At 38.4% G+C, this 24,810-nt stretch carries 19 protein-coding genes; all 19 read left to right on the forward strand.

The genetic code is table 11. The features are described from left to right. Positions 1–50: 50 nt before the first annotated feature. On the forward strand, positions 51–728 hold the full coding sequence (locus QM491_RS19125) for a response regulator transcription factor (protein WP_283329142.1): 678 nt from the start codon (positions 51–53) through the stop codon (positions 726–728). Further along, positions 725–2,092: a HAMP domain-containing sensor histidine kinase gene (locus QM491_RS19130; protein ID WP_283329143.1), complete on the forward strand. Its 1,368-nt coding sequence runs from the start codon at positions 725–727 to the stop codon at positions 2,090–2,092. The genes QM491_RS19125 and QM491_RS19130 overlap by 4 nt, the downstream gene beginning before the upstream one ends. A 322-nt stretch (positions 2,093–2,414) precedes the next feature. Then, the gene (locus tag QM491_RS19135) at positions 2,415–3,830 is read left to right on the forward strand and encodes a TolC family protein (protein WP_283329144.1); all 1,416 of its coding nucleotides are present in this window, start codon (positions 2,415–2,417) and stop codon (positions 3,828–3,830) included. 61 nt (positions 3,831–3,891) lie between these two features. After that, positions 3,892–7,101 carry an efflux RND transporter permease subunit gene (locus QM491_RS19140; protein ID WP_283329145.1) on the forward strand — a complete coding sequence of 1,070 codons (3,210 nt, stop codon included), beginning with the start codon at positions 3,892–3,894 and terminating at the stop codon, positions 7,099–7,101. Between the two features lie 26 nt (positions 7,102–7,127). Further along, on the forward strand, positions 7,128–8,225 hold the full coding sequence (locus QM491_RS19145; protein WP_283329146.1) for an efflux RND transporter periplasmic adaptor subunit: 1,098 nt from the start codon (positions 7,128–7,130) through the stop codon (positions 8,223–8,225). An 82-nt stretch (positions 8,226–8,307) separates the two neighbouring features. Further along, positions 8,308–8,856, forward strand: coding sequence for a hypothetical protein (locus QM491_RS19150; protein WP_283329147.1), 549 nt, complete (start codon positions 8,308–8,310; stop codon positions 8,854–8,856). A gap of 112 nt (positions 8,857–8,968) precedes the next feature. Then, positions 8,969–10,015: a c-type cytochrome gene (locus QM491_RS19155; RefSeq protein WP_283329148.1), complete on the forward strand. Its 1,047-nt coding sequence runs from the start codon at positions 8,969–8,971 to the stop codon at positions 10,013–10,015. 66 nt (positions 10,016–10,081) lie between these two features. After that, positions 10,082–10,510 carry a DsrE family protein gene (locus QM491_RS19160; RefSeq protein WP_283329149.1) on the forward strand — a complete coding sequence of 143 codons (429 nt, stop codon included), beginning with the start codon at positions 10,082–10,084 and terminating at the stop codon, positions 10,508–10,510. Positions 10,511–10,824: 314 nt separating this feature from the next. Next, positions 10,825–12,186 carry a hypothetical protein gene (locus QM491_RS19165; RefSeq protein ID WP_283329150.1) on the forward strand — a complete coding sequence of 454 codons (1,362 nt, stop codon included), beginning with the start codon at positions 10,825–10,827 and terminating at the stop codon, positions 12,184–12,186. 266 nt (positions 12,187–12,452) lie between these two features. Then, positions 12,453–12,662, forward strand: a complete 210-nt coding sequence (locus QM491_RS19170; RefSeq protein ID WP_283329151.1) for a DUF6132 family protein — start codon at positions 12,453–12,455, stop codon at positions 12,660–12,662. 212 nt (positions 12,663–12,874) lie between these two features. Next, positions 12,875–13,651, forward strand: coding sequence for an alpha/beta hydrolase (locus QM491_RS19175; RefSeq protein WP_310589590.1), 777 nt, complete (start codon positions 12,875–12,877; stop codon positions 13,649–13,651). Positions 13,652–13,801: 150 nt separating this feature from the next. Beyond that, positions 13,802–15,028, forward strand: a complete 1,227-nt coding sequence (locus tag QM491_RS19180; RefSeq protein WP_283329153.1) for a hypothetical protein — start codon at positions 13,802–13,804, stop codon at positions 15,026–15,028. Positions 15,029–15,146: 118 nt separating this feature from the next. Then, positions 15,147–15,830: a response regulator transcription factor gene (locus QM491_RS19185; RefSeq protein ID WP_283329166.1), complete on the forward strand. Its 684-nt coding sequence runs from the start codon at positions 15,147–15,149 to the stop codon at positions 15,828–15,830. Beyond that, positions 15,827–17,197 carry a HAMP domain-containing sensor histidine kinase gene (locus QM491_RS19190; RefSeq protein ID WP_283329154.1) on the forward strand — a complete coding sequence of 457 codons (1,371 nt, stop codon included), beginning with the start codon at positions 15,827–15,829 and terminating at the stop codon, positions 17,195–17,197. Before QM491_RS19185 ends, QM491_RS19190 begins: the two co-directional genes overlap by 4 nt. Before the next feature lie 152 nt (positions 17,198–17,349). Beyond that, positions 17,350–18,600 carry a TolC family protein gene (locus QM491_RS19195; protein ID WP_283329155.1) on the forward strand — a complete coding sequence of 417 codons (1,251 nt, stop codon included), beginning with the start codon at positions 17,350–17,352 and terminating at the stop codon, positions 18,598–18,600. Beyond that, complete coding sequence (locus QM491_RS19200) at positions 18,600–19,670, forward strand: efflux RND transporter periplasmic adaptor subunit (protein ID WP_283329156.1); 1,071 nt, start codon at positions 18,600–18,602, stop codon at positions 19,668–19,670. The genes QM491_RS19195 and QM491_RS19200 overlap by 1 nt, the downstream gene beginning before the upstream one ends. 92 nt (positions 19,671–19,762) lie before the next feature. Next, entirely contained in the window at positions 19,763–21,133 is a 1,371-nt protein-coding gene (gene mgtE, locus QM491_RS19205) for a magnesium transporter (protein ID WP_283329157.1), read from the forward strand. Continuing rightward, a complete protein-coding gene (locus QM491_RS19210) occupies positions 21,130–21,429 on the forward strand; it encodes a DUF190 domain-containing protein (RefSeq protein ID WP_283329158.1) in 300 nt (99 codons plus the stop codon). Before mgtE ends, QM491_RS19210 begins: the two co-directional genes overlap by 4 nt. 60 nt (positions 21,430–21,489) lie before the next feature. Next, positions 21,490–24,609, forward strand: coding sequence for an efflux RND transporter permease subunit (locus QM491_RS19215; RefSeq protein WP_283329159.1), 3,120 nt, complete (start codon positions 21,490–21,492; stop codon positions 24,607–24,609). The last annotated feature ends 201 nt before the right edge of the window (positions 24,610–24,810 follow it).

The following is a 24,810-nucleotide window of genomic DNA, read 5'->3' on the forward strand; positions in this document are numbered from 1 at the left end:
TCAAGAAAGGTTTCATATCTTTAGCACATTAAGTAAATACTCAAATCAGGATGCAAGTACTATTAGTGGAAGATGACCCCAAATTGGCGGGGTTTATTCAGAAAGGTTTTTCTAGCGAAAACATCAATTTAGACATAGCTTACGACGGTTTGATTGGTCAAAGAATTTTGTCTCAAAAGCCCTATGATGTGGTAATTTTGGACGTTAATTTACCAAGTATCAATGGATTTGAGCTTTGTAAGTTTGTTAAAAATAATTGGGCATCTACCCCAGTGATGATGCTAACCGCATTGAGTACCATCGAAGATAAAGAGATAGGGTTCAATGCTGGCGCTGATGATTATTTGGCAAAACCCTTTGAGTTTAAAGAGCTGTTACTGAGAGTTAAGGCACTTGGTCGTCGAAATATGTTTGTTTCTAAACCAAGCAAGATTCTGGAAATTGCTGATTTAAAACTAAATCTGGATACGCAGGAGGTAACTCGTTCAGGCAAAAAAGTTGAACTTACCAAACGTGAATACGATTTGCTGGAATATCTGCTACTCAATAAAGGCAAAGTCGTAAGTAGAGTTGATATATTGGAAAAGGTCTGGGACCTAAATTTTGATACAAATACCAATGTCATAGACGTGTATATTACGTATCTGAGGAGGAAGATAGATAAAGATTTTGACCCAAAACTGCTTTATACTATTATCGGTAGAGGCTATTCCCTACGAGAAGAATGACGATTAAACAACGTATTATCATTGCCTTCCTCTTTGTAGTGTCGGCTATCCTCATCTTATTTTCTTTGTATGTGTATTATTCGTATGAAAGCTACAGAGAAAATTTGATGCACGACCGCTTGATTTCAAGAACCGAGGCTACAAAACGTTTTGTAAAAAGTCTGAGTCGTTTCAAAAAGGAGTTTTTCTTTCCTTTGAGCGAGCAATACGAGGCCGTGTACGACGATAAAAACAGGATTGTTTATACCTCAGATACAAATCATGATTATTTTCCAGAAACGAGTCTTTTGAATCAAATTCGTACAGAAAAAAAAGTCTATTTTACCTACAAAAATACACGCTTGGGTTATCCCAAAGAAGGCTTGGGGATTTCCTACTGGCAAAATGGACGAATGTTTGTGGTTATCGTTACCGCCTACGATTTGCATGGGCACAACATGAGCGATACCTTGAGATATTCTATCATTATTGGAAATCTGCTAGCGTTAATTATCATTAGTTTGGCAGGGTATTTTTTTTCAAAAAGAGCCATGCAACCCTTCGACCGCCTCAATGCGCAGTTGGGTGAGGCCGCTATCTCTGATTTTGGTTTTCGTATCAAAAACTTTGAAAATGAACAGAATGAGGCTTCTGTTTTAGCAGATGCTATCAATCAATTACTGGAAAAAATTCAAAAATTAGGAGAAAATCAAAAGCGTTTTATCTCTTATGCTTCACACGAATTACGGACACCTTTAACTGTTACCAAAGGGGTGTTGCAGACTTCTCTAGCCTATGACCAAAGCGAAGACGCCCAGAAAAACAGTATTCAAGAAGCCCTTACACAAGTAGATAGAGCCATCGATTTGTCCAATAACTTGTTGTATTTGACAGAAGTAGAATCTATTTCATCTCCGATTTTTATGCACTCAATCAATATACTCGAATTACTCATGGATACGATTGACGTGATTAATCAGAAATACCCCAAGCAATTACTCAATTTCAAAATTGATGACACCTTTACCGAATCAGAGCAGGGAGAACTTGTCAATGGAATGTTCCATTTGCTTCGTTCAGCATTAACTAATGTGTTGGATAATGCCTGTAAGTATTCAAACAAAAAACCTATAGCTGTAATCCTTTCTAAAGAATCCCATTTCATAAAAATAGAAATCAAAGACCAAGGTATTGGTATTTCGAAGGAAGATATTCAAAATGTATTTTTGCCAATGATGCGTGGCAAAAACAGTACACATATTCAAGGTTCAGGTATTGGTTTGACTTTAGTCAAGAAAATTATCGAACTCCATAAAGGTGAATTCGATATTCAATCAGAAATCAATCAAGGTACTTGCGTTTGTATTTTACTGCCTATTGCATAAAATGAGGTTATTTGTTAATTGCTTGTCAGTTAATAGATTATACCTATAATTTGAAGGGTTCTGTTTGTTCAATAAGCTTGAAATAACTAGCGTTTGTTTAAAATTCCAAAAGCATAAAAATGTAATTCTGTAGAGACGTAATATTTTACGTCTCCAAGCAAAATGTCAGTTCCCAATATTTTAATACACCTATTTCCTCCACAAAATCCTCCATCTTAATACCATACAATTTTCAACTATTTCTTTAATCTCTTTTTAATGTCTCTCTCAGAAGGCTCTTAGTCGTGGCATATACCTTTGATTCATAAACCAATCAGAGATTATGGATAAAAGAGTATTTGTCTATTGGGGAATAGGTATGCTAATGTGCTGTACGATAGGATATTCTCAAAATAGTCCCAACAATTTAAGCATTCAACAAGCCGTCGAAACAGCAACTGCCAACTATCCAACGATACGTGCCAAGATGTTAGCAATAGACGCAAACGAACATGATGCCGAAGCCAAAAAGTTAAACTATACCATGCCTTCGGTCGTGTTTCAGGCGCAAACTTTGTTTGCGAGTTCTAATCAGGTAAGAGGAACTTATTTTTCGAATGAGGGTGCTGCTATTCCGTCTTCGGGGACTACCAATATCGATGGATTTGCTTCTGAGCCTGTATTTAGCAGTTTTACGACCATTTTGACGAGCTATAAATTAGCCACTTTTGGAAAAAAAGAAGCCGACTTAAAAGTAGCTAATGCCAGTATTCAGCAGGCAAAGTTGGATTACGAAAAGGAAGTCTATGTACATAAAGCAAAAGTATCAGATGCTTATATTCTGAGTTTGGTGTTCCAAGAGGCTACCAAAATTCAACAAAAAAATCTGGAACGAGCACAGGCATTTTACCAAACGATCAAAGCCAATGCCATCGCGGGCTTACGTGCAGGTGTAGACACCTCTTTGGCGGTTGCAGATATTGCCAAAGCTAAAATCTTGCTGATAGAAAGTCAAAAACTGGCAGAGCAGCAAAAAGTAAGATTGGCAGAATTATTAGGTTTACCACAAAACCAATATCAGTTACTCGATACCAAATTGGATGGTACTCAGCCCTTTGCTTTAGCCAATAATTCTTCCGATAATCTTAATAATCACCCTGTTCTTAGGTTTTTTGAAGCAAGGGTAAATACCTTAACGCTCAAAATCAATAGTATCCAAAAATCGTATTTACCTGCCATTATGGCTCGTGGGGCGGTATGGGCAAAGGGTTCGGGGATTGAAGATCACTTGGGTGCCGATGGCAATTATGTCTATAATCAGTCGCTTTCGGGACTTGGCTTTAGAGCCTATAATTATATGTTGGGTTTGACTACCGTCTGGAATATGTCTGATATTTTCAGAATCAAAAAAGAAGCATCTGCCCAACATTCACTTAGTCAGGTTTATCAGAAAGAAAGAGATGAAGCAACTATCAAAATTCAATCAGAAGTAGCACAGTCGGCTATTGAATACCAAAAAGCAAAGGAAGTTTTTGAACAAATTCCATTGCAATTGACCTCTGCCAAAGCTGCCTATGCTCAGGCACAGTCACGCTACCAAGCGGGTTTGGGGACTATTCTGGAAGTAACTCAAACCCAAATGATTCTAAATCGTGCCGAAATAGACGAGATAGTAGCACGAAATAATGTTTGGAGGGCAGTGCTGCATCAATATGCTTCAAAAGGTGAACTAAGTGTTTTTCTCAATCAATTTAACTAAAGAATTCGAGCGATAGGGTTTTGATAATTTCAATCACCTATCAACTCAATGATGATAAAATATGGACAAATTACTCACAGGAGCCTTATCGAAACCCATAACTGTCATTGTGGCAATTCTTGGGCTGACGATTTTTTCGATTTTGGCTTTATTCAAAATACCCATTGATATTTTTCCAAAACTGAATTTACCAACAATTTATATTGCACAACCCTACGGTGGAATGACGCCCGCCCAGTTGGAGGGCTTCATTTCTACCCGTTACCAAAACCAAATGTTGTATGTCTCGGGTGTAAAAGATATTGAGGTAAGAAATGTACAGGGGCTATGTATTGTGAAGTTGACTTTTTACGAAAATGTAAACATGGCGCAGGCAGCAGGGGAGGTTGCCAACAACGTAAACCGCTCATTGAACTACATGCCTCCAGGGACAGTTCCCCCAACAGTAGTACGTTTTGATGCGACTAATTTGCCTGTAGGTCAGTTAGTTTTTAGTAGTAAAAAAGCAGATTTGAATGAGCTACAAGATTTGGCGTCTACCAAAATTCGTCCATTGTTTTCTCAAATTCCTGGGGCTTCTTCACCTTCACCTTTTGGAGGTAACGAACGTACTGTTGTGGTTAGGGTAGATCCCGAAGCAATGCGTAGTTATCAGTTAACACCTGATGAAATTGTGCAGTCGGTGGTTAAAAACAACCAAATTTCACCTGCTGGGAACGTGCGTGTGGGCGACTATACTTACATGACGCCTATCAACTCGGTGATGAAACATGTAGAGGACTTTTTGAATGTGCCAATTAAAAGATTAACAGGGACTACCATTTTCTTGCGAGATGTGGCCTCGGTCGAAGATGCCGCCGATGTGACAGTAGGATATGCTTTAGTAGATGGTAAACGTTCGGTGTATATTCCTCTCACCAAAACGTCTGACGCCTCAACGATGAGTGTTGTTAAGGCATTGAAGGCAAAAATGCCAGAAATGCAATCACTTTTACCCGACTATGTAGAGCTAAAATATGTGTTTGACCAGTCGGTATATGTGACCAATGCGGTCGAAAGTTTAGGAACAGAAGGTTTGATTGGGGCATTGTTGACGGGCTTGGTGGTATTACTTTTCTTGGGTGATTTAAGGAGCTCGCTTGTGGTTATCATTACGATTCCAACCTCATTGCTAGTAGCAATTTTGGCGCTGAATTTAGTAGGTGAAACCATCAACATCATGACCCTGTCTGGACTTGCTTTGGCTATTGGTATTTTGGTTGACCAAGCTACCGTAGTAATCGAAAATATTCACCAACATTTGGAAATGGGCAAGTCCAAAGCTTGGGCTATTTTGGATGCCACTCGTGAAGTTTCGTTCCCCTTGGTCTTGATTACACTTTGTATTTTGGCAGTTTTTGCACCTGCATTATTGATGACAGGCGTTCCCAAAGGAATGTTTATGCCTTTGTCGTTGGCAGTCGGTTTTTCGATGATTGCCTCATTTATATTTTCTCAAACACTAGTTCCAGTATTGGCAAACTGGTGGTTGAAAGGACACGAACATCCTGTAAAACATGAGAAAAAAATCTTGAATGATTTGGATAGCCCACACGAAGAGGCTATGGAAGAGTATGAAGAAAAACATCCAGAAAAAACTTCAGGATTTGAGAAGTTCAAACTGGGTTATCTACGACTCTTAGAAAGTTTGATGAATCAGAAAAAGGCTTTAATTCTCGGCTACCTTGTTGTGACGATTGGTGTTGTTGTGGTTGGTTTTATGAAAATTGGAAAAGATATGATGCCCAAACTCAACCACTCTCACCAATTTCAGGTAAGAATTATTGGACAACAAGGGAAACGCATTGAACGAACCGAATTAGCCGTAAAACAGGTCATAGGCATTATTAAAAGTATTGTTCAAGATAAGAATATTGAGATTTCATCGGCATTTGTTGGTATGACGCCATCTAGTTATGGAACAAGTTCCTTGTATGTATTCAATGCAGGTCCTCACGAGGCTACGCTTCAAGTCAATATTGCAAAGGAATATGAAATGACTTCATTGGATAACCTAAAAGATGAAATTCGTAAAAAGGTGCGTGAACAATTATCAGGTGTAAATGTGTCTTTTGAGCCTATTGATTTAACGGATAAAATTATGAGTCAAGGTTCGTTAACGCCGATTGAGGTGAGAATAGGAGGAAAGGATTTGAAAGATGGGCAAAAGTATGCCAATCAACTGATCACTGAATTAAAGAAGATTTCGTACCTCCGTGATATTCGTATCAACCAACCATTGAACTATCCAAGTTTTGATATTAAAATAGATCGAGTTCGTTTAGCTCAGTTTGGACTAACCGCCGATATGGTATCCAAATCGGTTGTGGCTGCGACCTCTTCGAGCCGTTTTACAGCCAAAAACTTTTGGTTAGATGAGAAGAAAGGATATGCTTATCAGGTACAAGTAGCTTTACCTGAGTACGAAATGTCTTCGGTACAGGATATGGAAAATATTCCACTGATTTCGGGACAATTACGACCAACCTTGGGAGATGTTGCTACGATTACACCAACAACAATTCCTGGGGAATACGACCGTGTAGGTCCTCGACGCATTGTAACAGTCTCAGCGAATATCCATCAGGTTGATTTGGGTACAGCTACCGTTGATGTCAATCGTGCTATTGCTCAAGCAGGTGAAACGCCTAAAGGAACTGTCGTAGAATTGAAAGGAATGGCAAAGCTTTTAGAGGAAACGCTTCAAAGCTTAAGTTCTGGCTTAGCACTAGCTATTGTGGTGATTTTCTTGTTGCTAGCGGCTAATTACCAGTCTTTTAAGGTGTCAGGCGTAGTATTAGTGACAATACCTGCTGTATTGGCGGGCTCGATTTTGATTCTTTTAGCAACAGGAAGCACGCTCAATCTACAATCCTATATGGGTATTATTATGTCAGTGGGGGTATCGGTTGCGAATGCACTTTTATTGGTAACTAATGCCGAAACACTTCGATTAAGCTACAAAGATTCCTATCAAGCTGCCAAAGTAGCAGGAGCCGTTCGATTGCGACCGATTTTGATGACTTCTATCGCCATGGTCGTAGGGATGATTCCGATGGCAAGTGGTATGAGCGAGTCAGGTGAACAAAGTGCACCATTGGGACGAGCAGTTATTGGAGGTTTGGTTGCGTCAACTTTTGCTGCCTTGTTGGTATTGCCTGTTGTATTTGCAGCCGTTCAGAAAAATAGCTCGTTAGTATCACCTTCGTTAAATCCTGAGGATAAAAATTAGTATTCAGATTCAAAATATTGAACGTTATGAAACTCTCACATCTTATCATATTAGCGGCTTTGACAAGCCAACTTTTATTGGATTCTTGCACCCAATCCAAATCAGAACCTATCAGCTCTAATACCGAAGAGCAAGTGATATATCCTGCCATCAAGGTAGAAAGCGCTAAACCTAGCCAAGAATTACAAATTCCTGGCGAATTAGAAAGCTACTTTGAAACCGACCTTTTTCCTAAAGTAAACGGATATATCAAAAGAATTAATGTGGATATTGGCGACCGTGTGAGTACTGGGCAAGTATTGGCCGTACTCGATGCTCCCGAACTAAGTTTGCAATTGGCGGAGGCTACTGCCAAAATGCGTTCGGCTGAGTCGCAACTCAATACGAGTAAATCGGTGTATAAAAGGTTGCAAAAAGCCAATCAAACCCCTGGGACAGTTTCGCCAAATGATTTGGATATTGCCCATTCAAAGATTGTATCTGATAGTTTGACGTGGTTGGGCACAAAGGCCGTTTATCAATCCATTCAAGTGATGACTGAATATCTATCCATCAAAGCACCTTTTGATGGCGTAGTTGCCGAACGTCGTTTGTCGCCTGGGGCTTTTGTCGGACCTAATGATAAAAGTGCGGTGGCTATTTTTAAAATCAAACAAGAAAATAGACTTCGTTTAAGAATTCCTGTACCTGAACGATACATCAGTGCTATTCGTTTGAATCAACCTATCTCTTTTTCCGTAATGAATTTGCCAGACAAGCAGTTTACTGGAAAAGTGAGTCGTATATCACATAACGTTAATAAACAAACTCGCTCCGAACTCATCGAAATTGATGTTCAGAATCCTCAATTGCAGTTAGTATCTGGTACCTATACACAAGTGACTTTGCCTTTTCAGCGCAATACGACTAGTCTCACTGTGCCTAGTTCGGCTGTGGCTACTACCTTAGAAAAATGCTTTGTGGTAAAGGTAGAAAACGGAATAGCTTCATGGGTTGAAGTAAAAAAAGGGATAGAAGCTGAGGGAAAAGTAGAAATTTTTGGTGACATCAAATCTGGCGATACGGTGCTCAAAACGGCATCTGACGAAATACCCAACGGCGTAGCTGTAAAAACGAAATTATAAGAAAAGCACTGGTCAAGTGATCAGTTCAGTAAATACGACCAGTGCTCCAAAATACTTACCAACAATTTAATAAAACAAAACTATGAGAACCATTATTTCACTTTTGCTTTTAACCCTGTTGACCTTTCAGACTAAAGCTGGAAAACAACCCAAAGGCAATCATATTTCAAGAATTTTGGGCAATAGTAAAGATATTGCCTTGCCAAATATTGCCACGCAAGACATCCGTTCGGTGGACTGGAAAGCGAGTAAAGGGGCGATAGAAGTACATATCAAAGATGGTCAAACTCAAATATTGGACATACATCATTTTTGGGGTTATCAGCAAGAAGATAAAGACGTGTATCGTTTTTTTGAAGGTAATTTTTACAAGGTTGAACAACTAGGAAAACTAGTGGTTTATTCACAAGAAAACTTTGTGGGTGATACCAACAATACACTTTATTATTTTAGCGAAACGCCTGATTCTCCTATTTTATGGATGTCACGCCAAAACTTAAAAATGGTTTTTCATGATAAAAGTTGTGTGCTTGAACAACTTGAAAAACTTCCTTGGACAAAACCTATTGCTGCTTATTCTAAAAAAGATAAAAGCTTTATGATTGAGCATTGGCTGGAAGATTGTCAATAGTTTTGGCATCTGTGACAGATGTTACAGAATAATATGAATCACTCTGCTAACTTTGAAATACATTGATTGATTAAATAAGACAATTCTAAATTCACTCATTTAGTTTAAAGTTATGCAGAGCAATATCGAAAATTCTTTGGGTTTCTCTACCAAAATGATGCTAGGACTGGTTTCGGTTCTAGTTGTTTTGGTTTTTACGGTTTTAGGTTTGGTCGTAAATGAAAAACCATCAGATAGTTCCAACTCAATAGATTCACTTTTGGTAAAAAACTATCAAGCACCCGATTCCAATTTTACACATTTATGGGAAGCACCCGCCGATTGGCGATTAGCTCAACTCGATAAAAATCAGCGTGATTTGATTCACTATGGGAAAGATTTGATTGCTAATACTGCTGAATATTTAGGCCCCAATGGCACAGTCTCTCATATTTCTAATGGAATGAATTGTCAAAATTGCCATTTGAATGCGGGCACCAAGGCATGGGGAAACAACTATTTTGCGGTGGCATCTATCTATCCCAAATTTCGTGCTCGTTCAGGAAGACTTGAATCGAAAGAAAAACGAATTAATGATTGTTTTGAGAGAAGTTTGAATGGAAAAGCATTGGATTCGACCAGTAAAGAAATGCGTGCTATAGTGGCATATATGGACTGGATAGGTTCAGACGTAGAGAAAAAACATACGCCAAAGGGCACGGGTATTTTTAAATTAAAACTACTCAAGCGCGCTGCTGACCCTACAAAAGGTGCGGAAGTTTACACCCAAAAATGCCAAAGTTGCCACCAGACAAATGGGCAAGGAATATTGGCAGAAGGAGGGAAGAAGTTTACTTATCCTCCGCTTTGGGGTAAAAATAGTTATAATGATGGTGCAGGTTTGTATCGCTTGTCCAACTTGGCTGGCTATGTCAAATACAATATGCCTTTAGGTGTTACTTACCAGAATACACAACTGAGCGACGAGGAGGCTTGGGATGTAGCGGCGTATATCAACTCACAAATCAGACCGCATAAAGATTTGAGTCAAGATTGGCCGAAAATTGCGGATAAACCTTTCGACCATCCTTTTGGGCCCTATACAGACCCTTTTTCAGAACTGCAACATAAATACGGTCCTTTCAAAGCCATAAAAGACTGGAAGAAGAAAAGAAATTAGTTAACTTTAAGCGCTTCTGTTCACAAGCTAGTCTTCAATATTTTAAACTCAAATTACTCTATAACAATGAAAAAAATACTTTTTTGGGCATTGGCTTTCTGGTGCATAGCTAGCCTTCCCTCGTTTTCACAAAAAACTAAAAAAATGAAAGAACACGCGATTGTATTTCACCTAGCAACACCCGACACTGCGGCTTATCGTGCCTTGACGAAACAATTAAATAACGTTTTGGAAGTTTGGCCAACCGCCAAGTTAGAGGTGGTTGTACACAATAAGGGTATTGGATTTATGAAAAAAGAAGGGAATGTTCTCACTCCTCAAATTGAAGCACTCACCCAAAAAGGCGTTGTTTTTGCGGTTTGTGAAAATACCATGAAATCCCAGAAAATAACCAAAGACCAAATTCTTCCTACAGCTCAATACGTCCCCGTCGCACTAATCGAATTAGCGCTCAAACAAGAGGAGGGTTGGTCGTACATAAAGGCAGGGTTTTAAGCTATTGCGGATTGGGGATTTCTGATTTCGGAAATATGAGAGGTTGCCTCTACAACAACATTCTTAAGAAAGACCTTCTTTGAGCTCCGTAGGAGCGATAGAAAGCAAACTATCTTGCTTTCTGTCGCTCCTACAGAGCTGATGTTAAAGTTATGCTTCTTGAGAATTCTCAAGTAAAAAGGCATATTATTAACGCATAATGCCTACAGCTCTGCGCCTACAGCAAAATCTTCCTAAAATTCCTTCTGTAACAAATATCACTTTTTACCATTTTTCTCTTTGATAATTTTGGGCATACTTAATCACTTAGATGTATGCGTAATATTTTTCAAATAGTCATTTTCTTTATTTTTCCGTTGGTCTTACAGGCACAAACGGATAGTAGTTTTGTCGGAGCATTGTCCAAAGGAAATATCACGGGTCAGGTTAGATTGATGTCCATTTCGACTTGGAATAAGGACGAGCTCAGCGATTATTCGGCTGGAGCTGTTGGGCTTACGCTTGGCTATCAAACCTTATCGTTCAAGGGTTTTCGATTGGCTATTTCTGGTAGTTTGACACAGCAGATATATGCCCCTAACTTTTCTATTCCAGACCCCAAAACCCTTCAGCTAAATCGTTATGAGTGGGGAATGTTTGATTTTACCAATCCTAACAATAAGGATATACTTTTGCGTTTGCAGGAACTCAATTTGCAGTATCGCACCAAGAAAATCCAAGCATTAATCGGCAATTATATTCCTCAAAATATCTTTTTAAATGCACAAGATGGACGCATGAGCCCGACTCTGGTGCAGGGGATTTCGTTTAAATACTTTCCCAATTCAGGATGGCAAATTGGTCTTGAAGCTATCACAGGCATGAACCCTAGGTCGGCGGTAAAATGGGTTTCTGTAGCAAATTCTTTTGGTATTTATCCTGTAGGATTAAATCCAGATGGAGCAAAATCACAATATGCGGGTCATACCACTACCAAGGGTATTGGTATCGCTGAAGTAATGTTTAAACCAAACGCAAAGTGGCAAATCTTGGCGAGTGATATATTAGTCGAAAATGTTTTTCATACTGCCTATCTCAAAACAGAATACCGCAAATCTATTTGGAACAACCAACAGTTAATGTTGGGAGGATTGCTAGCAACCCAGCGACAGCTTGGAAATGGTGGGAGCGATGTAGCTAGTCAGGTGTATTTTACCAAAGGAAATAAGCCCATTATTATTAATGTCAGATTAGGTTTGAAAGATAAAAAATGGGAAGGTTCACTCAATTTCGGGCGTATTACCGCACAAGGACGTTATCAGATGCCACGTGAATGGGGCGTAGAGCAGTTTTATACTTTTATTCCCAGAGAGCGAAATGAAGGTTCGGGAGATGTCTGGGCATACACAGCGAAATACGCTTATACTTTCTCCAAAAATTGGAAGCTTGAGGCAGCTTATGGGTATTATAACATGCCAGATGTAAAAGATACTCGACTGAATAAATATGGCGTACCAGATTATTCGCATACGATGCTTAATGTGCAGTATAATTTTCAGGGAAATTTGAAAGGACTAAGCCTGCAAGCGCTCGGCATATACAAAGCAAATCAGGGCTTGGTCTATGACAATCTCAAATATGTCCAAAACAAAGTGGATATGAGCCAGTTGAATTTGGTAGTTAATTATAAATGGTAAGTGATTTGGAAATTTGAGAATTTGAAGATTTGAAAATGTGTTCGTAAATAATTAATAGTCAATAATTTAATTTTTTAATGGGGCTTTTCTAGGAGTTTTATTTTATTAAGAAGCGTTCCTGTTATTCGCGTTTTAACGTAGTGGCAACCCTTGCGGTTGCCGTACTGCAAGAGTTGTCGCTACACTGTTTTGTTTGAAAGACAAAATAAAACTCGTACACAACTAATTCACAATTCGAGATTTACAATGCAAAATTGACACATAGTATGGAAAATAAAATAAGATTTTTACCTAACAAATGGAAAGTATTTGGCGCCTTAATCGGTGCCATTGGAGGATATTTCTATTGGTCAGAAATAGGTTGTTTGACTGGTACTTGTCCCCTCAAATCGCAATGGCAAACGATGGTGCCGTATGGTGCAGTACTAGGTTTTACGATTTCAGGAATCATAACTGATATTTTGAAAAAGAAATAAAACGTACATAATTAGCATGAGTCAAATGTGAAAAGAGGTATTGTTATTATTTGTCCTTAAATTGTACAAAAAAATACCTTCTTTTCATATTTATTCGATTCATTATGTTATTATCCAAAAAACTTAAAATTGTGCTATTAGGCGTGTTTTCACTACTTACGTCAATATCTTTCGCTTCGACGGTTGATAGCTTGGACGTACCAAGCGCTGTTATGAACAAAACTTACAAGTCGGCGGTAGTATTGCCCAATTCCTACGCCAAAAACAAATCCTCTTATCCTGTGCTTTATTTGCTTCATGGCGGAGGCGGGCATTTTAGGGACTGGCTAACGTCTACTCCTGATAAGATGCTTGTCAAAAACTTGGCAGATCAGTACAATATGATTATCGTAATGCCCGAAGGCGAAACTTTTGGTTGGTATTTAGATAGTCCTTACGATGCCACAAACAAATTTGAAACTTATATTACCAAAGAGGTTATTCAGAAAATTGATAATACTTACCGAACGGTTAAAGATAAAAAAGGAAGAGTTATCACAGGTTTATCGATGGGCGGTCACGGTGCTATGTATTTGTCTACCCGTCATCCCGAATTGTTTGCTGCCGCTGGAACGATGAGTGGTGCTATGGATATGAATTATACCAAATTCAAAATCAATGAGGCTTTTACACAATCGCTCAAAGATAGATTCCAGAAATTACTGGGAACTTCGGATGTAAGTCAGGAAGTGTTTTTCAAAAATTCTGTAGTGAATATGGCTGAAACGATAAAAGCCAATAACCTGCCAGTGACGATTGATTGTGGTGTCGATGATTTTTTGATAGACGTAAATCGTGAATTGCACCGACGTTTAGTCTATAACGGAACACCTCACGATTACACTGAGCGCCCAGGTGCACATACGTGGGAGTATTGGCAAAATTCTTTGCCATATCATGTATTGTTTTTTCATAAAATTTTAAAAACAAATGGTGTAACTGTGGAGTAAAAAAGTGTTAAACAGCCTCAAAGACAAATCTTTGAGGCTGTTTGCCGAATAATCTGATACATTTGCCCTTTTGGAAATATTCTACTACCTTCAAGCGCACAAAACATTTTTATAATTCCTATTTTTAATAATTTCTACCCAAATATTATCATGAGAACAAAAAATAGCCTATTATTCAACTGTCTTCTTTGTTTGTTATTTTCTACTAAAAGCTTTGGTCAATATGATATTCGAGCCGACGGAATAGTTTATGTTAAGAACCGAGAAGCGCCTATCAAAGGAGCCGTCAAGTTTACAAATCATTATACCAAAGTATCTATTTTAAAAGAAAACGACCAATACACAACCCTACCAATTTCACAAATCGATTCAGTCAAAACGGAAGGCAAGTACCTATTTGTAGTCAAAGAGTTTAAAGAAAATCCAATTTTACTAGAGGCAAGTGTCATTGCACCTGTTTCACTATTTTTCAGTAGAAAATTACAGATGTTTTTTTACTCAAAAGGTAAAGAAGTTGTCCTAATTCCAAAAGAAAAACTTCGGGGATATTTGCTTGTATTTTTTCCTGATTTTTCTTACACTCCCAAATTGAGATCAGCAGGCTACCAGAAGATAAAATATAAGGAAGAGTACCTATCGCAACTGGTTACTACCTACAATGAAGAGATTTATCCAAAATATTATCCCAAGGTTTACCCTTTGCCGAGTCAAAAGTTTAAGATAGATGTTTCCCCTTTTTTGGGAATGAATGTCAATTTAAACAATAGTAAATTTTTTGAAAAACCAGAAGTAATTGATTACAGACTCAATCTACAGCCTCAAATTGGATTCACTATTAATTTTGAAGGTAAAAGTAGAATATCGATGCAGCTAGATACTTATTGGACAAAATTGACAGGAGAATTGCCAATTAATCTGGGTGAAAAGTACACCAGTATGAAGGACGCATATCAGTACTTTAGCATAGGAAAATTTGATTTATCTGGGATTGGGTTTGATGCAAAGTTCAAATACTTATTAGGTAGGACTATCAATGTCAAACATCCACTCAGGCTATTTGCTGGACCTTCTTTGTTTATGCCATTAAAAGCTTCAAGTGTAATTTACAATACTGTTCCAATATACGAAGCACCTGACGTGGTATTTGTACCTCAATTAGCGGGCGCTTCAAGTAATGATTCGCCAAACATATTGATTGGAGTAAATATGGGATTGGATTCACAATGGCAACTTTCAACCAAGTATGATTTTCATGTAGAAGCCAAATTGAAATATTTGCAAATGCCCAATTCATACATGGACTGGCGAGGTTCAAAAGCTACCTATAGCCTCAATTCACTTCAGTTAGGATTAGGTGTATTCTTTACCTATCGTTGATAACTATTCTTTTAAAAAGAGGATTAAAAACGCTTGTTTATCCAAAAAATTAATCAATCCAACGGGTATTCAAGCGTTTCTCCTTACTTTCGTAGTCAAATAAAAGGAATCAAATATGATGGATATTCTAGTAATTGAAGACGATTTAAGAGTTTCGGAGCTAATCAAGCGAGGTTTGGAGGAGCAAGGTTTTTCGGCTACAGTAGCATACGACGGTGTTATGGGGAAAAAATTAGCCCTTCAGCACCCTTATGAGTTGATTATTACAGATATTATTTTGCCCAAGATGGATGGTCTCGAATTGTGCAAGCAATTGCGACAAGCAAGCCTCGAAATTCCTATTATCATGCTCACCGCTTTGGGTACTACCGACGACAAACTCGAAGGCTTTGATGCTGGTGCTGATGATTATTTGGTAAAGCCATTTGAAATAAGAGAACTGATGGCTCGTATTCGGGTGCTTCTCAAACGCCAAAGCAAAAATCCACAGACTTACAGCAATGTGCTCAAATACGATGAATTAGAATTGAATCTCCAAAACAAAACTGTGAAAAGGGGAGAGCTAGATATCGATTTAACTCCTAAGGAATTTAAGTTGCTAGAATATTTACTTCAACATCCAGAAAGAGTCCTTTCGAGAACCGAAATCGCAGAAAAAGTTTGGGATACTCATTTTGACACGGGTACTAATTTTATCGATGTGTATATCAATTATCTTAGAAAAAAGATTGATAAAAGTTTTGAGAAAAAATTGATTCACACTAAATCAGGCATGGGCTTTATTCTTAAATCAGACTTATGAAAATACGGACTAAAATTAGCCTTTTGTTTATCTTTCTGTCAGTCATTATTTTGTTTGCTTTTGCAAGTTTGATATACCTTTCTGCCAAAAGAGATAGAGAAGTCCAGTTTTTTACCAGACTCAAAAAAGAAGCTGTAACAAAGGCTAATCTCTTTTTTGATGCCCAAGTAAGTGCCAAAACCCTCCAACGTATTTACAAAAACAATCGCCAGACTATCAGTGAAGTTGAGGTAGCGATTTATGATTCTACCTTTAACTTGGTATATCATGATGCTTCGGAACTGGATTTTGTGAAGGAAACCAAAGAAATGATGCACACTGTTTTTAGTAATGGACAAGTGCGTTTACAGAAAAACAATTGGGATATTATTGGTATTAAATACAAGTACGAAGGAAAAAAATATTTAGTCACTGCTGCCGCTTACGACCAGTTTGGGTACAATAAATTGCAAACACTTTTTGAAAGTACAATCGCTTTTTTTGTGCTTTCAATCATCATGATTTACATTATCGCTTATTTCTTTGCGCTTCATGTGCTTGACCCTATCAGAGAAATGACCGATAAAGCCAAACAGATTTCGGGTACTAATCTGGACCTTCGATTGGTGACTACGCCAGACAAGGATGAATTAACAGAATTAGCCGAAACTTTCAATCAAATGCTGAATCGATTGGAAAATTCGTTTGATGCCCAAAAAAGCTTCGTCTCCAATATCTCTCATGAATTACGTACTCCACTGGCAGCTATCGTGGCAGAACTGGAACTAACCAGCGAAAAGGAACGCACAAATACCGAGTATAAATTGGCTATTCATAATGCCCTCAACGACGCCCGAAAAATGGTACGTTTGTCTAATAGCCTCCTCGATTTTGCCAAAGCAAGTTATGACCCTTCCGAAATATCATTTCGTCTTGTGAGAATCGACGAACTGATTTTGGATGCTTGTTTGTTGATTCAAAAATCAAATCCAGATTATAAGATTGATATTCATTTTGAAGAAGATTTTGAAGATGATGACCAAATCTCAGTCAACGCCAACGAATATCTTCTTAAAACGGCTTTTGTGAATTTGATGGAAAATGGCTGTAAGTTTTCCCCTGAAAAACAAATGTTGGTGGCCATCTTTTTTGACAAAAATGGTATTTTAGTCTCCTTTGAAGACCATGGAATAGGCATTTCCGAAAAAGACTTGGAAAGACTTTTTACGCCATTTTTTAGAGGAGAAAACAAAAGCCATGCCGACGGAAATGGTATAGGTTTATCACTCACCAAACGCATTGTAGAACTGCATGGAGGAAGCATTCAGGTGAAATCTATTAAGTCTCAAGGAACAACATTTCTTGTTCATTTGCCATATACACATTGATTTCATCTACATCTTCTCATATCACAACTTATAATTCTTCTATTTTATCGCACTTTTCTAATAAATTTCTAATTTTTTTCTATTAGAGCTCTAACGGCTATTCTTAATCGTAAAACATAGTTTTGTACCGCTATACGATGACCCTCAATGCAATGATGAAGAGAATAAAAATAGTCCTTTTACTCTCGCTGGTAGTCGGCAAAGGTTATGCTCAAAATGTGATAAGCCTAACACAAGCCCTCAAAACTGCCACCGAGCAAAACCCCTACATGAAGGTGGGAGCTTTAGAGGTTGACGCCTCCAGAGCCGATATTGTTACGGCTAAGTTGCGCCCCAACCCAATACTCAATAATCAGTCTTTACAGGCTCTTAGGCCTTCACAACTCGCCAATAATCCCAAATTGCTTACAGGTGAAAGTATGCAAACTTGGTGGCAGTTGACCAAAGAGTTTCAATTAAGCGGACAACGTAAAAATCGCATCGATTATGCTAACCAAAATGTCAAATTAGCAGAAAAAGAATACGCCGAATTTCAACGAGGTCTTTATACAGACGTTGCATTCAAATGGGTTGAAGCTTGGAATACAAGAAAGCAAATTGATTTGTTAAAAACAGCCGTAAACAATATTGATACCTTGGTGACGATTAATAGCTATCGTTTCAAGAAACAAATTATTACCGAAACAGAGCTTTATCGTACTCAATTAATTGCCAAGCAATATAAAATTCAAATTTCTGAGCTAAATCAGGAGTTAAGACAGCAATTGAACGAACTGCAATTGATGATTGGTGCTAAAGAAAATTTGTCTATTTCAACGAGTGCTGACCTTGGAGTTGATAGTTTTCTGAAAGTAGATTCCTTGTTGGCCGATGCCTACGCAAGTAGAACAGATTTACAGTATTTTCAAACGCGACAAGGCGTAATGGAGTCGAATATCAAGTTGCAGCAATCTTTGGCTTTTCCTAGAACAGAGGCAGGGTTTATATACAACCCACAAAATACATTGCCATATTTCGGGATTTATGCCACTGTAGAATTGCCATTTTTTGATAGAAATCAAGGCGAAATCAAAAAGGCAAAAGTGCAAAGAGAACAAGCGATTACACAAATTGAAGCCGTACAGAATACCATCCGAACTGAAGTTCAGAACGCAAGTTTGCAAAGAGAAACTAATCAAAATAATCTAAAGAGTTATGCTTTGATTACCGAGCAAGCCGATCAAATCTTAAAAAATGTTCGCTATTCCTATTCGGTGGGTGGTACTACAATTATCGACTTTTTGGAAGCACAAAGAAGTTGGCTTGAAACGCAGCAACAATATACCAATCTATTGCATAAGTATCACCAAAGCCAAATTCAGCTATTAAGTGTTACAGGTTTAATCAACAAATTGGCACAATAATGAAAAGAATCTTATTTATAGTATCGTTAGTTTCGCTTTCAATTTGGGGCTGCAAAAAGGAAACTAAGAATACCAACAACGATATTCAGTCGCCATCGGTATCAAAGGATGGCGTTACCATTTCGATTCCAGATAAGCAAAGTGCTACTTTCTTCAAAACAGAAACGGTAGCTAGCTCGCTTATTTCGGCAGACTTGACAGCCCCTGCGCAAGTAGTGGCAACGGTTGTGGCTGATAAAGTGGTACTGTTCAGTAACCCTGATTTGACATCAGACTATACTGAGCTTTTGAATCACCAGTCTGCTATTGCTCAACGCAAAGCCGTAGTATTGCAAAAACAATCTGTCATTGCTCAGAAAGACGCCATTATCAAACAAAAGCAAATTGAAATTGAGCGTTTTGAAGACTTGAAAGCTCATGGTTCGGCAACAGGCAAGGACGTTTCTGATGCTCGTACGGATAAGTTGTTGGCAGAAAGTGAAAAGTCAATCGCACAATCAGAAAAAGCCAGTGCCGAAGCTGATTTGATTGCCGAACGCAGTTTGATTATTGAGCATAGTACCAATCTGAAAGTAGCAGGCTTTGACCCAGAAACCTTGATAGATTCTCCTGTAGGAAATGGTTGGATTATCGCAGATGTTTCTGAAAACCAGATTCTTAAAATCCATAAAGGTGCAAAATGCCAAATTAGATTTACGGCCTATCCTGAAGAAAATCATGTGGGTATCGTCAACGGTATTGCAGACGTAATGGATAATACCAGCCACATGACTAAGGTACGAATCTTGATCAATAACAAACAAGCTAAATTCCGTTCAGGGATGTTTGCTTTGGTTTCATTTGGGATTAGTGAAGGTCATTTTATCAGTGTAGATAAAAATGCGTTGATTACCGTTCAAGGTAAAAACTTTGTTTTTGTGAAAAAGGACAACAAAAGCTTTGAACGCAGAGAAGTACATACAGGTCAACAAATTGGCGATCGTGTAATCATTTTTAGTGGTTTGCAAAACAACGAACAGGTAGTGAATACTGGCGCTATTCAGCTCAAAGGCTTGTCGTTTGGATATTAGAGGTGGCTCTTAGCTTAAATGTTTAAGTTAAAAGCTTGTTGAACGGGGTTTTTATAAAAGGTATAATTTGATTTTTCTCCCCACCACCACGTATGACTTTTAGAGAAAAAATCTTGAAGAATGACTTTTCAGACTTGTTGTTTAAGAGAGGTCATAAAAATTATGTGCACCCATCAAAAGTAGCGCAGTTGTTTGAAACCCTACCTTTTGAAAATGCACTTAAAGCATATTTAGCTTTTGATGAGGAGACTCAAGTCAATGTTTTTGCGTATCTCGATACTGTTTTACAACAAGATTTGTTAGAAAATTTTTCGAGCAATAAAGCAAGTCATCTTCTTAGCAAACTCAGCTCTGATGATAGAATGATGTTTTTATCGTCTTTGAAAGATTGGGAACAAACGCGCTATATCAATTTGCTCAATCAAAGTCAAAAGGAACTGACACATAATTTGTTAGGCTATCCCAAAGACAGCGTTGCGCGCATTATGAATACCAATGCTGTAACTATTCAGCAAAACAAAAGCGTATCAGAAGCCATTGATTATATCCGTCAAAATTATACAGATAGCGAAACCGCAGATGTGATTTTTGTCGTAGACGAAAAAAATAAATTGATAGACGACGTACCAATTCGCCGATTGGTATTCAACGAACCAGACCAACGAATAGGGGAACTTTTAGACCATTTTTGTCCAAGTTTGACCATTCAGGAAAATCAAGAAAGTGCAGTAAGTATGTTTAAGGAATACGACAGAGTGACATTGCCTGTGGTAAACGAACAAAATGTGCTTATGGGAGTGGTTACGATTGATGATATTTTGGACGTCGCCGAAAGAGAAAATACCAAGGATATTCAGAAAATAGGTGGTTTAGAGGAGTTGGATTATCCTTATGTGCGTACACCTTTCTGGGATTTGATTAAAAAAAGAGCAGGCTGGTTGATTGTATTGTTTTTGGGTGAAATGCTTACCGCTTCTGCTATGGGGCACTTTGAAGCAGAGATTGCCAAAGCTGTAGTATTAGCGCTTTTTGTACCCCTCATCATTTCGAGTGGTGGCAATAGTGGTTCTCAGGCAGCTACTTTGATTATTAGAGCAATGGCATTAAAAGAAATCACCCTCAAAGATTGGTGGTATGTAGCTCGTCGAGAACTACTTTCGGGCTTGACTCTTGGCTTAGTCCTTGGAGCTATTGGCTTTATTCGAATCGCTTTGTGGCAAAATATGGGCATTTTTGATTACGGTCAACATTGGGTATTGGTAGGCTGGACAATCTTTTTCTCGCTGATTGGTATCGTGCTTTGGGGTACACTAACTGGCTCATTGATTCCGATGTTTTTGAAAAAACTTAAACTTGACCCAGCTACTTCGTCGGCACCATTTGTCGCAACATTGGTCGATGTCACTGGTTTAGTCATCTATTTCTCAATCGCTTCCATCATTCTTAAAGGTGCAATACTATGACACAGGTACAGATTTTCATAGATAAAGACGACCTCCTAGGTTCAAAATATGTGTATGATGTTATTCTCAAACATCTCATAGAGCATAATGTGGCAGGTGCTACTGTATTTGAAGGTTGGATGGGTTTTGGGAAAAACCATATTCTCAAGAAACCGCACGATTTGTTGTCATTCGATCACCCACCTCTGATGATATCTTTTGTAGATGAGGATGAAAAAGTAGAGGAGGCGCTATCTTCTTTGAGAGAAATTTATAAAGGAGGATTGATTGTAAAATCAAAAGTTGAAGTGGTGTAGCTTCAAAAGGTCAAATTAAGTAATTCAATTGGATAAACTTCCGAAATTCTATATTCCAAGATGGTAAAAAAGTTAATCATATTTTCATTAAATAACCGCTGGGTAGTGACTGGTATTGGTATTTTGGTGATGCTTGTCGGCTATTGGTGTTTTACTCAACTCAAGATTGAAGCATATCCAGATATTGCAGATACCAATGTAATTATTGTGGCCAAATACGAAGGAAGAGCGACGGAAGAAGTTGAGCAACAAGTAACAGTGCCAATAGAGCGTGCTTTACAAAATACGCCAAACGTATTAGACCGTCGTAGTCGTACGATTTTTGGTTTGTCGGTAGTACAATTGACTTTCCAAGATGGTACAGATGATTACTTTGCTCGCCAGCAGGTAATGGAGCGCTTAGCTACGGTTGGCTTGCCTGATGGTGTTCAGCCAGAATTGGCACCTCTTTCAACAGCAGTAGGAGAGATTTTTAGATATGTGGTAGAAGCGCCAGCAACGTATTCGCCGACACAATTGAGAGATTTACAAGATTGGGTCATTAAGCCTTATTTGTTACAAACTAAAGGTGTTGCTGACGTAGTAACGTTTGGGGGACCTCTCAAGCAGTTTCATATTTTGACCAATCCTGATAATCTTCGTAAATACAAACTCAGTATTTCCGATATTGAAGAGGCGGTTTCAAAAAATAACCAAAACTCAGGAGGTAATATCCTCGAACGTGGAGGACAAGGCTTTGCGGTACGTGGACTAGGTACGATTAAGACCGAAAAAGATATTGAAAATATCGTATTAAAGTCTGAAAATGGAGTGCCTATCTATATCAAAGACGTAGCTTCGGTAGAGATTGCTCCGCCGCCACCAAGTGGTATTTTAGGCTATAATATTCCAGCGGAAAAAGTAGCAGTAAATAGTGGGGTAGAGGGAATTATTTTGTTGCGTCGTTACGAGAATCCAAGTGAGTCATTGAAGGATTTACGAGAAAAATTGACGGAATTACAAGAAAAAGAATTACCTGCAGGTGTCAAAATTCGTCCTTTATATGACCGTAGTTTCTTGATTGATAGTTCATTGCATACAGTAGGTAAAACACTTTTTGAAGGAATCAGCATTGTAATTGTTATTTTGATTTTTTTCCTTGGTAACTTTAGAAGTGCCTTGGTGGTAGCCGTTACTATTCCATTTTCTTTGCTGTTTGCCTTTATCATTATGCGATTGACGGGCATCCCTGCCAACCTCTTATCATTAGGAGCGATTGACTTTGGGATTATTGTAGATGGGGCTGTGGTGATGGTCGAGCACCTGATAAGGAATTACCAGAAAGCGACACACGAAGAAAAGAAAAAAGGTATTATTGCGCTGACCATCCAGTCGGCGAATGAGGTTTCGAAAGAGATTTTCTTCTCTGTAAGTATCATCATTTTTGCTTATATGCCAATTTTGATGATGACACGTGTTGAAGGTAAACTGTTTAGCCCAATGGCTTTGACCTTGTCGTTTGCTGTAATTGGTTCGATGGTATTTGCCTTGACGGTGATTCCAGTGTTGACTTCCTTTATTTTCCAGAAAGTCATTAATGAAAATCATGAAATCAAAGAGCATCACAATTTTGTGTTGACTTTTTTTGATAAAGTGTATGCAAAACTCCTTCATGGCATAGCTCGTTTTTATAAGCAAACTGTGGTGGCTGGTTTTGTAGTTGTCATTGCCTTGATTGGTTTGGGTGGTTTTCTAGGCTCTGAGTTTTTGCCAGAATTGGATGAAGGTTCGATTTTCCTAAGAGGCAATTTCCCTGCTGGAATTACCATTCAGGAAAATGCTAAATATGCACCAACGATTCGTTCGATTATTTCCAAATACCCACAAATCTCATTTGTTATTACTCAAACAGGTCGTAATGACGATGGTACAGATCCATTCCCTGCCAACCGTAATGAGATTTTGGTAGGCTTAAAAGATTACAAGCTTTGGACGGATACGGTATCTAAAAAAGAATTAGTTCAGTTGGTGACAGCCGATTTGGAAAGAGCTTTACCAAGTGTAAAATTCACTTCTGGTCAGCCAATCATTGACCAAGTGATGGAAATCGTGACAGGTTCGGCAGCCGATTTGGCAGTATCTGTTGTTGGCGATGATTTATCGTTAATGCGAGGAAAGTCAGAGCAAATTGCTGAGATTGTCAAAAACATGAAAGGTAGCAAAGGCGTAAATATTGAGCAAGAAGGCTCACAAGAGCAGCTTGCTATCAATATCAATCGAGAGCAAACAGCCCGTTATGGTATCAATGTATCTGACGTCCAGAATATGATTGAGGCCGCAATCGGTGGAAAATATGTTTCAGTGCTTTATGATGGTACCAAGCGATACGACATTTTAGTGCGTTATCTGCCACAATACCGCAACAATATCGACGAAATCAAGAAGTTGTTGGTGAGTTCATCGTCGGGTGCTTTGATTCCTATGAGTGAGTTGGCAGATATTCGTTTTGTCGCTGGTCAGACCAATATTTACCGCTATAACAACAAACGAATGATTACGGTCAGAACCAACATTCGTGGACGTGACCAAGGTGGTTTTGTAAAAGAGTTAAAAGAGAAAATCGAAAAAGGTGTAAACGTACCAAAAGGATATGAGGTGATATATGGTGGACAGTACGAAAACCTTGAACGTGCAGGTAAACAATTAGCCTTTACGATTCCATTGACGATTGTTTTGGTATTTGGATTGTTGTTTATGCTGTATCACAATTTACAAGATACTTTATTGACTATGTCATGTATTTTGTTTGCTTTAGCAGGGGGGATTTCAGCGCTGTTATTACGAGGCTATTACTTCAATGTATCGGGTGGTGTGGGTTTTGTGTCAATTTTTGGTATCTCGGTAATGGCGGGAGTCATATTAGTCTCAGCGCTCAACCGAGCCATACATGTCCTAGAGGTAAGTCAAGATACGATTAATAATGTTGCTAAAGAGCAATTGAGAGCCATACTTTCCATCCTTGTTTTAGCCATCTTGGGTCTGATTCCTGCAGCAGTATCCACAGGAATTGGCTCGGATGTACAACGACCATTGGCAACGGTAATTATTGGCGGTCTAATCAGTACATTGATTTTTACCCCAATCCTGATTCCTCCATTGTTCTATTGGGTAAAACAGAAAAAGGCTGATTCATCTAACTAAATATTAGAACACTTTTTCTGATGCCTTACAGTAAGCTTAAAAATAAATCTCTTTCAACTATATTTTAATTTCTATTTGAGTAAGAAGAAAAATTAAATTTATAATATATCTGTGGGATGGTCTCCTTCTGATGAGCGCAATCCAATAACTGATATACTATTAACCTAACCACTTCTTTTTACTTATAACCTCAGATGGCGT

Source organism: Flectobacillus longus (genome assembly GCF_030056705.1).
GTDB lineage: Bacteria > Bacteroidota > Bacteroidia > Cytophagales > Spirosomataceae > Flectobacillus > Flectobacillus longus.